The sequence below is a fragment of the Glycocaulis sp. genome, from assembly GCF_051859565.1.
Lineage (GTDB): Bacteria > Pseudomonadota > Alphaproteobacteria > Caulobacterales > Maricaulaceae > Glycocaulis.
In genome coordinates, this window is the sequence record NZ_JBHYFK010000008.1 from 135,137 (window position 1) to 150,186 (window position 15,050).

Consider the following 15,050-nt stretch of genomic DNA (forward strand, 5'->3'; position numbering starts at 1 on the left):
CTAACAGGAAGACTTGCCGTCCTGCGGGGATGGGCCAGATACGCGGTGAGGACCCTTACATGCTGACTATCCATCGTTTTTCGCGTCGCGCTGCGAGCCTGACCGGCGCGTGGCTCGCCGGGCTTGTGCTCGCCGCCAGCCATGCGGGAGCAGCCCTGGCCCAGGACATTCCCTTCACCGCCTGGCGTGACGGGTTTGCCTCTGATCTGCGCTCTGAGGGCGTGCGCGCCGACATCGTCGCCTCAATGCTGGACGGGCTGGAGCCTGATCCGCGCGTGATCGAGCGCGATCAGACCCAGCCGGAATTTGTCCGCCCGATCTGGCAGTATCTGGAAGGGGCGGTCTCGGAGACCCGTGTCGCCAACGGACGCCGCGCTTCCGCACGCATTGCCGATACGCTGCAGGCGGTGGAAGAGCGTTTCGAGGTCGATCAGCATATTCTCACCGGCATCTGGGGCCTGGAAAGCGCCTATGGCGAGATTCAGGGCAATTTCGACATTGTCCGTTCGCTGGCGACGCTGGCCTGGGAAGGCCGCCGCCGGGGCTTCGCCGAGGCCCAGCTGCGTGCCATCGCCCAGATGCTTGATCGCGGCTATGCGACGCGTGCCGAGCTGATCGGCTCGTGGGCAGGCGGCATGGGCCAGACCCAGTTCATTCCGGCGACCTATATGGAGCGCGCGGTCGACTTCAATGGCGACGGGCGGCGCGATATATGGCGCAATGAGGGTGATGCGCTGGGCAGCGCCGCCAACCTGCTGGCGCGTGCGGGGTGGGAATACCGCCAGCCGGTATTTACCGAGGTGCGCCTGCCGGAAGGCTTCAATTTCGCCGGCTGGAATGAGAGCCAGCGCCGCCAGGTCTCGCAGTGGGCCGGGCTGGGCATCGAGCCCGTAGCGGGCAACTGGGAGGCCGATGATCTCAACCGTTCGGCGCGTCTGGTTATCCCTGCAGGGGCCAATGCACCTGCCTTCCTGGTCTATCGCAATTTCGAGGCGCTCTTACGCTACAATAATTCCACCGCCTATGCGCTGGGTGTGGCCTATCTCGCCCGCGCGTTCGAGCATGGCGATGCCGGCATGGCGACGGGCTGGCCGGTGGATAATCCTCCAATCAGCCGATCGCAGTCACGCGAGCTGCAGGAAGCCCTCGCCCGGCTGGGCTATGATCCGGGCGGGCTGGACGGGGTGGTCGGCCCCAATACGCGCCGCGCCATCCGCGCCTTCCAGAGCGCCAACGGGTTTGAACCGGACGGCTATGCGGGGCTTGCTCTCTATAACGCGGTGATGGCGGCGGACGCGGCGCGTTAGACGCTCCCTCAATTTCCGTGAAACCCCGGAAGCGCGCAGCGCTATCCGGGGTCGCTCTCCATGGTCCTGCAACAGGTCCCGGCTCTGCGCTTCGCTTGACCGGGAGTTCAGGGTTGTAGGAGGGCGCTACACCACCCCGCTGCTATCCTCGTCCTGTTCGACAGGCTGGATGGCCACGCGCACGCGCGGGTGGAAGAAAGCGACGCCGAGCGCCACTACAGACAGCACGATATTGAGCATGAAGGGCGCTGTGGGGCCTACCGCCTGATAGAGCCAGAGGCCTGACAGGGGCGCGATCAGGAAGCCGAGGCCTGCGGTCGCCGCCGTCACGCCGGCGGCGCGGCCCTGCTCGCCCGGTGTGACAGCAAGGCTCGCTCCTCCGGTGAAGCCGGAGCGGGCAAAGCCAAAGCCCAGCGAGTTCAGCAAAAAGCCCAGCACGATGGAGGCATAGCCGCCTGAAAAGATCAGCTCGATCTGGCCGGCGAGCGTCAGACCCGCCCCGATCAGCATCAGCATGCGCGGAGACACTTTCAGCGCCGGTATCGCCACCAGCTGGGCAAAGATAAGCGCCGCTGCGCCTGCGGTCAGGGCGACACCCGCCAGCTGCAGGCCGGCGGTCGTGTCCAGCTCCAGCCGGTCCATGACGAAAAAGCCGATAGCCTGCAGGCTGGCTGCCTGTACCAGCCAGGCCGCGCAGCCATAGAGCACGAAGGCTCGCACCCGACCGTCGGCGGCAAAGGCAAACTGGGTGAGCGGGCTGAGCGGGCGGCGGCCACTCTCTCTGGGCGGTGTGTTTTCCGGCAGGGTAAGGCGGACAATCAGCGCGCAAGCGCCGACCAGTACCGCAATCATCACCATGAAGGGCACCATGCCGATGCGTTCAGAGAAGGCGGCGGCCAGAGCCGGGCCGATCATGCCGCCCAGCGCAAAGGCAGCCGTCATGCTGGCCAGCGCCTGTGTGCGCTCTGACGGCGCAGTGCGGTCTGCCACATAGGCCTGGGCTGCCGGGCCGGTAGCGGAACCGAACGCGCCAAAGAGGGCGCGTGCCAGCGCCATGGCCAGCACGGCGATCAGGGGCGGCAGGAAGCCGCTCTGGCCCGCCCACGCGCCCGCAGCAAGGATCAGGGTGGAGGCGGCATAGGTCGCCAGCCCGAAAATGACCAGCGGGCGGCGGCCATACTGATCAGACAATCCGCCCCAGACCGGGCTCATCGTCAGATACATGAGGGCAGAGAGGGTGTAGATCGCGCCGACATAGATCTCGGCAATACCAATATCGCGCGCCAGCGGCGGCAGGATGGCAAACAGCATGGAATTGCCGACCCCCACCGCCATCAGGCAGATGAAGAGCAGGCGGAAGGCGCCGCGCCGGTCCGCCCGTGTCTGCTGGTTGGCGTTCAGGGGCATGGGGGGAGGCATAGTCCGCGCCGCCTGCGTCGTAAACGCTCCGCTAACAGCGTGAAAACCGGGCTTTAAGCATCTTCGCGTAGAACCGTCTCGAAACCGGACATGGGCCGGGGGAAGAGAAGCGGAAAAATCCGCCCTTTCACCCGGTCCGGCCAGAATGGCCCCGGAGAAGTGCGGGATGGTGGGTATATGTTTCAGATAATCGGCATTGTCTGCGTGTTCGCGATGGTGTTTGGCGGCTTCATGCTGGCCGGCGGCCATTTCGACGTCATTCTAAAGGCGTTGCCCTTCGAGCTGATGATGATTGGCGGGGCGGCGATGGGCGCCTTTTTCATCGGCAATTCGGGCAAGACGGTCGGCAAGACCGCGGGCGATCTTTCCAAGCTGTTCGCCGGGCCGAAATGGAAGCCGCAGGATTACCGCGATCTGCTCGCCCTGCTGTTTGCGCTGACCAAGACGATGAAGACCAAGGGTGTCATCGCGCTGGAAGCCCATATCGAGAAGCCGCATGAAAGCGCGCTCTTTTCCAAGTATCCGCGCATCATGAAGGACCATTTCGCGATCGACTTCATCTGCGACACGCTGCGCATGATGACGATGAATCTGGAAGATCCGCACCAGGTCGAAGACGCGATGGAAAAGCAGCTGGAAAAGCACCATCACGAAGCTTCCGGCCCCGCCCACGCCCTGCAGAGCATGGCTGACGCGTTGCCCGCGCTCGGGATCGTGGCGGCGGTTCTCGGTATCATCAAGACGATGGGTGCGATCACCCAGCCGCCCGAATATCTGGGCGCCATGATCGGCTCGGCGCTGGTGGGTACCTTCCTGGGCGTGTTCCTGGCCTATGGCTTTGTCGGCCCCTTCGCCACGCGCATGAAGGAAGTTTATGACGAGGAAGCGATCTTCTACAAAATCATCCAGAGCGTGCTGGTTGCGCACCTGCACGGCAATGCGGCCCAGATCTCTGTCGAGATCGGCCGGGGCAATGTGCCAAGCGCCATGCAACCCACCTTCCTGGAGCTGGAAGAAGCGCTGTCGAATGTCGGTACGGAATAAGCCTGCAACAAGAATAATCGGGGGAAGCACCTTGAACGGGCCGGAGCTGATGCTCCGGCCCTTTTTATTGGCCTGATCTCCACCCATTGCCCGCCTGCTTCATCGCGTGTAGCCGGTTGGCCATGAGCGATAGCCTCGTCAGACCCTTTGCCAGTGTCGACTGGAGCGAGCCGGGCACCCCGCGCGCGGCGGGCGGCGATGTCTATTTCTCTGCCGAGGACGGGCTGGCCGAGACGCGCGCCGTGTTTCTGGAGGGGTGCCGTCTTGAGACGCGCTTTGCTGCTGGCGGCACCATCGTCATTGGCGAGCTGGGCTTTGGCACGGGGCTGAATTTTCTGGCCGCATGGCAGCTTTTCGATGAGGTGGCGCCCGCCAGTGCCCGCCTGCATTTCATCTCGCTGGAAGGCTTTCCCTTAAGCCAAAACGATGCGCGCCGCGCCCTGTCGGCCTTTCCGGCGCTGAGCGGGAAGGCGGGTGCGCTGGCAGACCAGTGGCCCTCACCGCTGAAAGGTCCGCACCGGCGGGTGTTTGCAGGCGGGCGGGTGGCGCTGACCGTCTTTCACGACACGGTGGAGGCGGCGCTGGCGCAAATGGATTTTGCCGCCGATGCCTGGTTCCTTGACGGATTTGCCCCCTCGCTGAATGGCGAGATGTGGTCTGCCGATGTGTTCGCTCATATCGCCCGCCTGTCAAAGCCGGGCGCGCGGCTTGGCACGTTCACCGTGGCCGGGGCGGTCAGGCGCGGGCTCGCCGAGGCGGGCTTCGCAGTAGAGAAAGTGCCCGGTTTCGGGCGCAAGCGCGAACGGCTGGAGGGCGTGTTTGAAGGTGCATCGGCGGCGCCCTTACCAGCGCTTCCGGGCCGCGTGGCCATCATTGGCGGCGGCATAGCGGCGGTGAGCCTCGTCCATGCTCTCGGGCTTCGCGGCGTCACGCCTGTGGTCATTGCGCAGGGCGGGTGGGGCGCAGGCGCATCCGGCGGGCTGGCCGCCCTGTTCACGCCCCGTCTTGAGGCTGCAGACCGGCCCCATGTGCGCGCTACCTTGAGCGCGTTCGATTATGCCCGCGCACTTTATGAGGGGGTGGACGGATTTTGCGCGTCCAGTGTCTTGCGTGCGCCGTCCGGCAATGATGGCGCGGGGCGGCTGGCGCGCATTGCCGCGATGATGGAAGGCGCGGGTATCACGGCGAAGGATGATGGCCTGCTGCTGGAATGTGCGGGCTGGATTGAGCCTGCACGGATACTCAAAACGCTTGCTGGTGATGTGCCGGTGGTGGATGCGCGGGCGGCGAGGGTTGAACAGGCGGGGAGCGGTGGCTGGCAAGTGCTGGACGGGCAAGGGCGCGTCCTGGCCGAGGCAGACCAGCTCATCCTCGCATCCGGCGCAGACGTCCTGCCGGAAGGCCTGGACATCTGCCTGCCGATAGAGGGCCTACCGGGGCAGACAGCGCGCTTTGCCTATGATGGTCCGCCCATCTCTCTGCCCATGGCGTGGGGACATTATCTCGCGCCGCTGCCCGGCGGATCCGTGCTGGCGGGCGCCACCCATGAGCGGGTCGAACGCCTCACACCGGAGCAGGCGGCAGAGGATATACGCGCAGCGGTGAACGCATTTGATCCACGCATGGGGGTAGGGCTGGGCCCGGTACTGGAACACTGGGGGGCGGTGCGCTGCGTGCTGCCGGACCGTCTGCCTGCGGCGGGTCAGGCGGTGCGCGCTGACGGCAGTGCGATAGCCGGGCTTTATGTGCTGACTGGCTTTGGCGCGCGCGGCTTTGCCCATGCGCCGCTGCTGGCCGAGCATGTGGTAAGCCGGGTATGCGGCGAGCCGTCTCCGCTGGAGCGCTCCGGCGCGGCCAGTCTTGACCCGGCCCGTTTCGCCCTGAGAGCGCTGCGCAGACAGGGGAAATCGGCGCTCTAGCGAAGCCTGATCCGGTCTGAAGCTTGCACATCAAGTTCCTGAGGGCCGCAAAGCTGGCCCGTAACGGGACGTTCGATGACGCTGCCACTGGACACATCAACGCTTCAGGCCCGCCCCGTAAGGGGTGCGGATCGGCGCGTGCGTGCGCGGCATATCTGGTTTTTGAACTCCGCTTTTGACCGGATCGGGTTTGATACCGCGCTGGAGCGCATTGTCCGTCGCGACCCTGAGCGGCCCTTCGCTTTTGTCGTCACACCCAATGTCGATCACCTTGTGCGCCTGTCGCGCGGGGGCGAGCTGGCTCCGCTCTATGCGCAGGCATGGCTGACCGTATGCGATAGCCGCGTGCTGGAGCTGATTGCCGCCTTTTCCGGCGAAGAGGTGGAGGTGACGCCGGGGTCTGACCTGACGGCGGCCCTCTTTGAACACGCTATTGATCCGGCCGAGCCTGTTGTGGTGATTGGCGGGGACGGCGATGTCATTCAGGGCGTGACCGCGCGCTTCGGCCTGAAAGATGTGCGCTGGCACCAGCCCCCCATGGGTCTGCGGACCAACCCTGCGGCCGTTGCTGAGTGCGCGGCTTTCGTAGCGGCCAATCCGGCGCGTTTTGTCTTCCTGTGTGTCGGCTCGCCCCAGCAGGAGATGATCGCTGCGGCCTGTATCGAGCGCGGCGACTGCACAGGCGTCGGCCTGTGCGTCGGCGCATCGCTCGATTTTCTGTCGGGCAAGACGCAGCGTGCGCCGCAATGGATGCAGAATGCGCGGCTGGAATGGCTGCACCGTCTGATGGAAGAACCCAAGCGCATGTGGCGGCGCTACCTGGTCGATGGCCCGCAAGTCCTGCTGATCTGGTGGGAGTGGCGCCGGGCGCGGGCCAAGCTGCGCGCGTTTGAAAAATCTTTCTCTGCGAGGCTCCGCGCCTGACCCGCGCACTTGATCGATGAGCCAATACTCGCTTGTCTTGTGAAACCCGCTATGCGGGATAGCAGCAGCAGGCGGGGGTATTTCTCATGACGACCAAGCCGGAGCGGCCATCGCGCCGCGATTTCTCATGGTTTCACACCTTGCGCGTACGCTGGGCTGAGGCCGATCCGCAAGGCATTGTCTTTAACGGCAATTATTTTCTCTATTTCGATGTCGCGCTGACGGAATACTGGCGCGCGGCGGGCATCCTCATCCCTGAAGATCTCACTGCTGATGGCAGCGAATCCTTCGCCGTCAGCGCGCATGCGGATTTCTACGCGCCGGCCGTGTTTGACGAGCTGATCGAGATCGGCGTGACGCTGGAGCGTGTGGGCAATAGCTCGGCGACGTTCCGCCTTGGCATCTTCCGGGGCGATGAGGCGCTCACCGGCGGGCGGATGATCTATGCCTGGGCCACGACATCCTTGCCGCGTACGCCCTGCCCGCCACCGGCAGTGCTGATCGAGAAGCTGCGGGCTTTTTAACTGATGCTCCGCACATCCGTGCGTCGCTTCGGGCAATCCCCGATCGAGCCGGGGACAGGCAGTGCCCGGCGGCCGGTCGGCCTTGCGGGCGGCGGAACGCCGTCCGAAAAGGGCAAACGCGCGTTTTTTGTTGATGCTCAGCCCATCCGGGCTTCGCTTCCTCGCTTCCGGGCTCGCAAAGCTCACCCTTCGCTGCGAGCGCGCGGTCGCGCTTGCGGCGCTGCACGCCGGGGAGACGGTCCGGCCCCGTCTCAGGGGCCGCAAGGCCGACTGGCCGCCCGAGCCTATGCGAGGAGCGAAGCCCGGATGGGCTGAGCATCAGGAAAAGAGAAAAATGGTGGGCGCGACAAGAGTCGAACTTGTGACCTCTACGATGTCAACGTAGCGCTCTAACCAACTGAGCTACGCGCCCGGTCCGCAAGCCTGCTCGCGAAACGAGCGGGCGATATAGCCCGCCCCTCGCAGCTGTGCAAGCGTTCGTGCTGAAGGTTTACGCTGCTTCCATGGCGCGGGCGACTTCATCGACCAGATCGCGCAGATGGAAGGGCTTTGACAGCACCTTTGCCTCGCGCTTGGCCGACAGGCCTGCATTGAGTGCCACGGCGGCAAAGCCGGTGATGAACATGATTTTCAGGCCCGGATCGATCTCTGCAGCGCGGCGCGCCAGCTCGATCCCGTCGACACCGGGCATCACGATATCGGTGAGCAGAAGCTCAAACGCACCGGCCTGATCGCCCAGTGCATCAAGGCCTTCTTCACCGTCGGCAACGGTTTCCACCTCATGCCCGGCGCGTGTCAGCGCCTTGGCGAGGAAGTCACGCATGGAATCGTCGTCTTCTGCGAGCAGTATCTTGGCCATGGCCATCCCCTCTGGAGTATTTTTATCCACCGCAAAGGCACTTTAGGGCAAGGAGGTAAAATTCCGTTGAACGCCGCGCCATCTGCTGCAGTGATTTTTGCGGCTGCGGTGACGCTTCGCGATTGACGCTGCGGGCGTGGGGGCGATGATGGGCTGATGAGCCCTGATCCATCCCCTTGTGCGCCCGCTGACGGGCATCGCGCTGTCGAGGTGCTGCAGCCTGCCGCGCGGGCAACGCCTGTTGTCTTTGCCTCGCCCCATTCCGGGTCCGATTACGCGGCCGGATTTCTGGAACGCTCTTCACTGCCTGTGAAAGTGCTGCGCCGCTCTGAAGATGCGCATATCGACATATTGTTTGGCGCCGTGCCGGATCTGGGTGCGCCGCTGGTGAAGGCCTTGTTCCCTCGCTCATATGTGGACCCTAACCGCGCTGAGTATGAGCTCGATCCCGCCCTGTTCGGGCCGCGGGTTCATGCCTTGTCGGGGCAGATAAGCCAGAGGGCCTCTGCCGGGCTGGGTGTTATCCCGCGCCTCGCCGGAGAGGGCAGCGCGATCTATGATGGCATGCTGCCTCTGGATGAAGCGTTTAACCGCCTGGCATCGTGCTACCGGCCCTATCACGCCGCGCTGGCGGCTGAGCTGGCGGCGGCACGCGAGCTGTTTGGCAGCTCGGTGCTGATTGACTGTCATTCCATGCCCGCGGCGAGCGCAAGAGGCGCGGACATTGTTCTGGGCGACAGGTTCGGTTCGTCCTGCTCGCCGGAGCTGACCGGGCATGCCGAACGGATATTCCGCTCTCTGGGCTTCAAGGTGGTGCGCAACCGTCCCTATGCAGGCGGATTTACCACAGAGCTTCATGGCCAGCCTGCGGAAGGCCGTCATGCCTTGCAGATCGAGATCAGCCGGGCGCTCTACATGGATGAGCGTACGCTCGAACCCCATCAGGGATTTGCCCGCCTCAAGGCGCAGCTGGAAAGCTTCGCTGCCAGCCTGCTTGATGCCTACCGGACGCAGGCGCTGGCCGCAGAATAACCATAAGTTGTTGTTTGCATTAAAGCACGCTAACTATACGCGTGCGGCGCGATTCGTGCCGCCTAGCGCAGCCGGCGGGGACACATGCAGTCACAACCGAAAGACGGCGCCGCCCAGCCGGTCAAGCATCCTGATATCGACAGACATGTCGGCGAGCGCCTGCGCCACCGCAGGCGGCTTCTGGGTCTTACCCAGAAGGAGCTGGCCGAGCGCGTCGGCATACGCTTTCAGCAGATCCACAAATACGAGACCGGGATCAACCGCATATCTGCCGGCCGGCTGTTTGAAATCGCCGAGGCGCTGGGTGCGCCTGTCGAGCATTTCTATGATGGGCTGAAAAGCGAGGGTGCCGGCCGCGATCTGCAGGGTGACCTTCTTTCCCGCCGGGAGACGATGGAGCTGGTGAGCGCCTATTATCAGCTTGGAAGAGCGCCGCGTCAGCGCCTGCTGGAACTGGCCAAGACGCTCCAGAGCGCGCTTGACCCGTCCCTGCGCAATCGCGATACCGGGTAGACCTGACGCAGCGCCGCCAGCCTTCAGGCACAAGATACCCGTGCGGCGCACCAGCCTGAAACGGGGGACCGGCCTTGGATCGATACCAGAGCGATGCGGCCTTAATGGGCGTTCTGGCGGACGCCGCGCGCGCTGCCAGCCTTCCCCATTTCCGCAACGGGGTCGCCGCTGACAACAAGGCGGCAAGCGGGTTTGATCCGGTGACCGCCGCCGACAAGGCCGCCGAGGCGGGCATACGCGCCCTCTTGGCCGAACACCGCCCCGAAGACGGTATTCTCGGCGAGGAGGAAGATGCCAAGCCGTCACGCTCTGGCCGGACGTGGATCGTCGACCCTATTGATGGCACGCGGGCGTTTCTTGCGGGCTTGCCTAGCTGGTGCGTGCTGATCGCACTGGTGGAAGAGGAGGGCCCGGTCCTTTCGGTCATCGACCAGCCCCATATCGGAGAACGGTTTTTTGGCTCGACCGGCGCGGCGGGGCGTAGCGCCCATATTGAACGCGGCGGTGTGCGCCTGCCCCTGAAAGTCCGAACGGGCCGCGCTCTTGGCGAAGCGATAGGCGAGACGACCGACCCCTACCTGTTCGAGGGTAATGAAGCGCCGGTGTTCGAGGCGGTGCGCAGCCGCGCGCGCCTGATGCGCTACGGGCTCGATGCCTATGGCTATGCGATGGTGGCGCAAGGCGGGGTGGATTTCGTCATCGAGTCGGGCTTGATGAGCTGGGACGTTGCAGCCCTTGTGCCGGTAGTTGAGGGCGCTGGCGGTATACTGACCGACTGGCGGGGGCGTCCGGCCCATGAGGGCGGGCAGGTGGTGGCGGCGGCCAATGCGGACCTGCATGGCGAGCTGCTGGCTCTGCTGGCCCCGGCAGCGCGCTAGCGGGTTTCCACCACGACCCGGCGCGGTGTTTCTTCGAGCACTATTTCACCGCCCGCGCGGGCAATCCGCCCCGTCATCCGCAGATAGAGCGTATCGTGCAGCGCGCTGAGCTCGCGGCGCTCTCCGCGCGATGTCACATGCCAGCCATCCGGCGCAGGCCCGTCAAAGCGGAATACGATGACGTCAAAGCGCGGGGCCATCAGGGCCGCCAGGCCCATGCTGGCGCGCTGGAACTGGTCCAGCTCGCGTGTGACAGCGGCGAGGTCGGCTATGGCGTAGCGCGCCGTCTGCTCCGCCCGGACATGCAGCTCCAGGCGTATGGCGGGCAGCGGGCTGCCGCCATCGTGCAGAAGGCGGGTGGTGCGTGTTACGAAGCCCGCATTATGGGCCTCCGCCGGCAGGGTCAGATACCCGTCCGCGTCAATGCCCAGAGGCAGCAGCCGGGCGTCTGCGGCCTCCAGCCAGAAGCCGGACATGCCGCTGGCCTCCGCCGGGGGCGGGTCGAGCCGGTAGGCCGGAATGAACGGCGCCTCACTCTCCTCGTACCGGGCCGTGTACTGCCGCCAGAAGGGCAATAGCCGGTCTGCCGGGTAGGGGTTTAGCGCCGATGCAGGCGGCGCACCTGCGCTTGCCGGTGCGCTCCAGCCCAGCAGGACACTCGCCAGCAGCAGGCGAAGCGCAGAGCCGATCACTCAGCCCCCGCATTCCCCGGCTTGCGGAAGAGCAAAGTCATCCGGTCAGACTCGCCAATGGACTCATAGGGCGCGCGATCAAAGTCCGGATCAGGCTCATCCCCGCGCGGGGATGACCTCAGAACCGGGGGCAGGGTCCACACGCCAAACGGGTGGTCGGCCGTGTCGGCGGGGTTTGCGTTGACTTCAGAGGAACCCACCAGCTCGAACCCGGCCTCTGTGGCCAGCGCAATGACATAGTCTTCCTGCACATAGCCAGTGGCGGCACGCGGGTCCTGCGGCTGGCTGGCAGGCAGGCGGTGTTCAACTACGCCCAGAATGCCGCCCGGGCGCAAGGCTGCATAGAAATCGGCAAACGCCTTTTCCTCAAAGCCGCGGGCCATCCAGTTGTGTACATTGCGGAAGGTCAGAACGGCATCGGCGGTCCCTTCAGGCACGATCGGGCCTGTTTCGGGGCCGAAGGCCGCGATCCCGATCTCGCCAAACAGCGGCGCGGAAAAGCGTTCGGCATAGGCATCGATAAAGGCTTGTGTCTGTTCGCTGCCCTCGGGATCGAAGTGCGCCGCGACATAGGTGCCGCCATTGGCAGCGATCCAGGGCGCCAGAATCTGCGTGTACCAGCCGCCGGCCGGCCATATCTCGATCACGGTGCCGGAGGGATTGATGCCAAAGAATTCCAGTGTCTCGCGCGGATTGCGCCAGACATCGCGCGCAACGGCATCAGCGCGCCATTCCCCCGCCACAGCCCAGGCGAGCGAGCCGGTTTCCGGCTCGGTGGACAGGCTGGCGGTTTCGTCTGCTGCGTCACTTGCCGCGATATCGGCTTCAGGTGCGTCCGGCTCGCCGTCTTCGAATTCAGCCTCGTCATCGATATCCGCCGACAGCGATGCATCGACAGCGTTGTCAGTATCGATGGCGGCGGGCGCCGGTGCTTCGGTGTCCGAACTGTCCCCGCACGCCATGAGAGGCAGGCACAGGGCAAGAGCAGAGACGGTGACGAGAAGGCGCATGCGGCAAATCCCCTTGGCATGATCTGGGCGTTTCGCTTGCCAGACTAGCGCTGCAATCGCTGACGGCAAAACCGCAAAACATCAAAATGACCCTCTTGCGCACCCGGAAAGCTCCACCCATGTCAGTATCACCGGGGTGCCTGACGGGCTCCGGCGAGTAATGGAAACCTTGATGCCTGACTTTGGCTCCGCGCGCTCAATCGAGGCGCGGAACACCTGCCGGAAGGCATCGAACTGATCGCTTCTGAAGGAGGATCTTCATGCGTACCATCGACTACACACCGCTTTACCGCACGATTGTCGGCTTTGACCGTCTGGCCAACATGATCGACTCGGCGGCCAAGCAGGAAACGGGTAATGGCTACCCGCCCTACAATATCGAACAACTGAGCGAACATGAATATGTCATCGAACTGGCCGTGGCCGGGTTCGGCGACAACGATCTTGACGTTCAGGTGCAGGAAAACGTGCTGACGGTTTCCGGCAAGCGCGAAAGCGATGACAGCGAACCGCGCCAGTTCATCCATCGCGGCATTGCCGAGCGCTCCTTCGAGCGCCGCTTCCATCTGGCCGACCATATCCAGGTGCGCGATGCGCGCCTTGAAAACGGCCTTCTGGTGCTGCGCCTTGAGCGCGAGATACCCGAAGCGAAGAAACCGCGCCAGATCGCCATTAATGGCAAGTCCGGCGCGAAGCTGATCAGCGGCTCGAAGACCAAGGCCGCTTAAAGCTGCGCATACCGCTCCGCCGGAACGGAGCGAAGGCTGGCCAACTGACCGGAGTGTTGCGGTTTTCCCCTGCCGCAGACCCGCTCTGATCGACCCGCCAGCAGACTGACATGAAGACGCCCGCGTGCTTTTCCCCTTGGCACGCGGGCGTTTTTTATTTTTCCGCCAGATATGAACTCCCGGACGCACGCAGTGCGATCCGGGACCTTGTGCAGGAGAAGCGCAAGAGAGGCCCCGGATCGCTTCGCGTCCGGGGTTTCAGCCAAGGGGGCTTAGTCCCCCAGCTCGTCCTTCAGCCGCTCGATCGCCTTGCGCCAGAGCTTTGCGCTCATGTCAGAGGGCATGCGCCAGTCCCCGCGCGGAGAGAGCGCGCCAGCGGAGGTGAGCTTGGGCCCGTTGGGCACGGCCGAGCGCTTGAACTGGCTCTGGCCGAAGAAGCGGGCGTGGAACACGTCCAGCCATTTTAGGATGTCAGCCATGGCGTAGTGATGGCGGTCAGCCTCGGCCACATGGTCTGGCCAGTCACTGCGCGAATTTTCGCCCCAGGCGGTCTCCTGCAGGAAGGCGATTTTCTCCGGACCAAAGCCATAGCGCACCACGTAGTGCAGGGTGAAATCCTGCAAGGGGTAGGGGCCGATCACGCCTTGCGTGCTCTGGATTTGCCCGTTCTCTCCGGCCGGCACCAGCTCAGGGGAGATTTCGGTTGCCAGGATACGCTCCAGCACCGGGCCTGCCGCCTCGCCTGCCCGCCCTGTCCGTGCGGCCCATGCGATGAGGTGCTGGATCAGGGTTTTGGGCAGGCCCGCATTGACATTGTAGTGCGACATGTGATCGCCGACGCCATAGGTACACCAGCCGAGTGCGGCCTCGGAGAGGTCGCCGGTGCCGATCACCAGCGCGCCCTCATGGTTGGCGGCGCGGAAGAGATAGTCGGTGCGCAGGCCCGCCTGCACATTCTCGAAGGTCACATCGTATTCGGCCTGGCCTTCAGCGTAAGGGTGGCCGAGATCGGCCAGCATACGCTCCGCCGCGGGGCGAATATCGATCTCGCGATGGGTGACGCCCATCGCCCCGGCCAGAGCGATGGCCTGTTCGCGTGTCGCCGCGCTGGTGGCAAAGCCGGGCAGGGTGTAGGCGAGGATGCTCTCGCGTGGCAGGGCCAGACGATCAAAGGCGCGCGCGGTGACGATGAGGGCCTGTGTGGAATCCAGCCCGCCCGAAATGCCGATAACGGCGCGGCTGATGCCACTGGATCGCAGGCGCTGAACGAGTGCCTCAACCTGTATCGACCAGGCTTCAAAACAGTCTTCGTCCAGACGTTCGCGGTCTGACGGTACGAAGGGGAAGCGCTTTATGCGCCGCTCCAGCGGCAGGGTTTCTTCCAGCGGCGGGGCAAGAGTGAAGCTCACCTTCCGCCAGCCGGTCAGGCGCTCGCGCGCATTGCGGGCGCCGTCCCGGAAGGTCGAAAAGCGCAACCGGTCCTGCACGATGCGCTCCACATCAATCTCGGTGACGAGGCCCGCATTGTCTTCAAAGCGGGGTCCCCGCGCGATGGTTTCGCCCAGCTCGCAGGCAATCGTCTGCCCGTCCCAGGTGAGGTCTGTTGTGCTCTCGCCTGTGCCGGAGGCGGCGAAGATGTAGGCGCCAAGCGTGCGCTGGGACTGCACGCGCACCAGCGCCTCGCGCTCGCGTGCCTTGCCGATCAGAGCGTTGGAAGCCGACAGGTTGACGATGATGTTCGCGCCCGCCAGCGCGCCATCAAGGCTGGGCGGATGCACCGCCCAGAGATCCTCGCAGATCTCCGTCATGAAGGAGAAGCCGGGCAAATCGCTGGCGGTGAAGACGAGTTTGGTCCCAAACGGCGCATCCTGCCCCGCATAGCGCACCGTGTCTGCCAATGCAGAGGGGCCTTCGGCGAACCAGCGCTTTTCGTAGAATTCGCGGTAATTGGGAAGGAAACTCTTGGGCACGGCGCCCAGCACCTCGCCGTGCGCGATCACCACGGCGCAATTGTAGATGCGGCCATTGCGGCGAAGCGGGGCGCCGATCACCAGGGCCGGTGTAAAAGCTTCACTGGCCTCACGAATGACTTCGATATGCGCTTCCACGCTGTCCAGCAGGGCGGCCTGGATATGCAGGTCGTCCAGTGCGTAGGAGGACAGGCACATCTCCGGATAAAGCAGCAGGTCAACGCTCTGCTC

14 protein-coding genes and 1 tRNA gene are annotated in these 15,050 nt (G+C 64.5%); 9 read left to right on the forward strand and 6 right to left on the reverse strand.

Annotated elements, in window-relative coordinates; all coding sequences use genetic code 11:
* The first annotated feature begins 29 nt into the window (after positions 1-29).
* Positions 30-1,307, forward strand: a complete 1,278-nt coding sequence (locus ACTIGC_RS12500; protein ID WP_439634726.1) for a lytic murein transglycosylase — start codon at positions 30-32, stop codon at positions 1,305-1,307.
* A gap of 126 nt (positions 1,308-1,433) precedes the next feature.
* Here the strand turns inward: ACTIGC_RS12500 and ACTIGC_RS12505 are convergent, their stop codons facing one another.
* Positions 1,434-2,714: an MFS transporter gene (locus tag ACTIGC_RS12505; RefSeq protein WP_439634727.1), complete on the reverse strand. Its 1,281-nt coding sequence runs from the start codon at positions 2,712-2,714 to the stop codon at positions 1,434-1,436.
* A 189-nt stretch (positions 2,715-2,903) separates the two neighbouring features.
* Here ACTIGC_RS12505 and motA point away from each other — a divergent pair, with 189 nt between their 5' ends.
* The 4 genes from motA to ACTIGC_RS12525 all read left to right on the forward strand — a co-directional run bounded on the left by motA (position 2,904) and on the right by ACTIGC_RS12525 (position 7,137).
* A complete protein-coding gene (motA, locus tag ACTIGC_RS12510; protein WP_127568808.1) occupies positions 2,904-3,770 on the forward strand; it encodes a flagellar motor stator protein MotA in 867 nt (288 codons plus the stop codon).
* A gap of 122 nt (positions 3,771-3,892) precedes the next feature.
* Entirely contained in the window at positions 3,893-5,689 is a 1,797-nt protein-coding gene (gene mnmD, locus ACTIGC_RS12515) for a tRNA (5-methylaminomethyl-2-thiouridine)(34)-methyltransferase MnmD (protein WP_439634728.1), read from the forward strand.
* A 75-nt stretch (positions 5,690-5,764) separates the two neighbouring features.
* Positions 5,765-6,613, forward strand: a complete 849-nt coding sequence (locus ACTIGC_RS12520; RefSeq protein ID WP_439634729.1) for a WecB/TagA/CpsF family glycosyltransferase — start codon at positions 5,765-5,767, stop codon at positions 6,611-6,613.
* 86 nt (positions 6,614-6,699) lie between these two features.
* Positions 6,700-7,137, forward strand: a complete 438-nt coding sequence (locus ACTIGC_RS12525; protein WP_439634730.1) for an acyl-CoA thioesterase — start codon at positions 6,700-6,702, stop codon at positions 7,135-7,137.
* Positions 7,138-7,472: 335 nt separating this feature from the next.
* Here ACTIGC_RS12525 and ACTIGC_RS12530 read toward each other — a convergent pair.
* Positions 7,473-7,549: transfer RNA gene (locus ACTIGC_RS12530), tRNA-Val, on the reverse strand.
* A gap of 78 nt (positions 7,550-7,627) precedes the next feature.
* Entirely contained in the window at positions 7,628-7,996 is a 369-nt protein-coding gene (gene cpdR, locus ACTIGC_RS12535; protein ID WP_188450695.1) for a cell cycle two-component system response regulator CpdR, read from the reverse strand.
* A 156-nt stretch (positions 7,997-8,152) separates the two neighbouring features.
* On the opposite strand from cpdR, the gene ACTIGC_RS12540 reads away from it, so the two are divergent.
* The 3 genes from ACTIGC_RS12540 (at position 8,153) to ACTIGC_RS12550 (ending at position 10,419) form a co-directional block, all read left to right on the forward strand.
* Positions 8,153-9,028 carry an N-formylglutamate amidohydrolase gene (locus tag ACTIGC_RS12540; protein ID WP_439634731.1) on the forward strand — a complete coding sequence of 292 codons (876 nt, stop codon included), beginning with the start codon at positions 8,153-8,155 and terminating at the stop codon, positions 9,026-9,028.
* 84 nt (positions 9,029-9,112) lie between these two features.
* Positions 9,113-9,541 (forward strand): helix-turn-helix domain-containing protein, encoded by a 429-nt coding sequence (locus ACTIGC_RS12545; protein ID WP_439634732.1) that lies wholly within the window; start codon positions 9,113-9,115, stop codon positions 9,539-9,541.
* A gap of 74 nt (positions 9,542-9,615) precedes the next feature.
* Positions 9,616-10,419, forward strand: a complete 804-nt coding sequence (locus tag ACTIGC_RS12550; RefSeq protein ID WP_439634733.1) for an inositol monophosphatase family protein — start codon at positions 9,616-9,618, stop codon at positions 10,417-10,419.
* Here ACTIGC_RS12550 and ACTIGC_RS12555 read toward each other — a convergent pair.
* Entirely contained in the window at positions 10,416-11,111 is a 696-nt protein-coding gene (locus ACTIGC_RS12555; RefSeq protein ID WP_439634734.1) for a hypothetical protein, read from the reverse strand. The genes ACTIGC_RS12550 and ACTIGC_RS12555 overlap by 4 nt on opposite strands.
* A complete protein-coding gene (locus ACTIGC_RS12560) occupies positions 11,108-12,121 on the reverse strand; it encodes a class I SAM-dependent methyltransferase (RefSeq protein WP_439634735.1) in 1,014 nt (337 codons plus the stop codon). Before ACTIGC_RS12560 ends, ACTIGC_RS12555 begins: the two co-directional genes overlap by 4 nt.
* 260 nt (positions 12,122-12,381) lie before the next feature.
* Here ACTIGC_RS12560 and ACTIGC_RS12565 point away from each other — a divergent pair, with 260 nt between their 5' ends.
* The gene (locus ACTIGC_RS12565; protein ID WP_127568786.1) at positions 12,382-12,849 is read left to right on the forward strand and encodes an Hsp20 family protein; all 468 of its coding nucleotides are present in this window, start codon (positions 12,382-12,384) and stop codon (positions 12,847-12,849) included.
* Between the two features lie 272 nt (positions 12,850-13,121).
* Here the strand turns inward: ACTIGC_RS12565 and ACTIGC_RS12570 are convergent.
* The coding region (locus ACTIGC_RS12570) for an NAD(+) synthase (RefSeq protein ID WP_439634736.1) at positions 13,122-15,050 on the reverse strand (1,929 nt) is incomplete at its 5' end.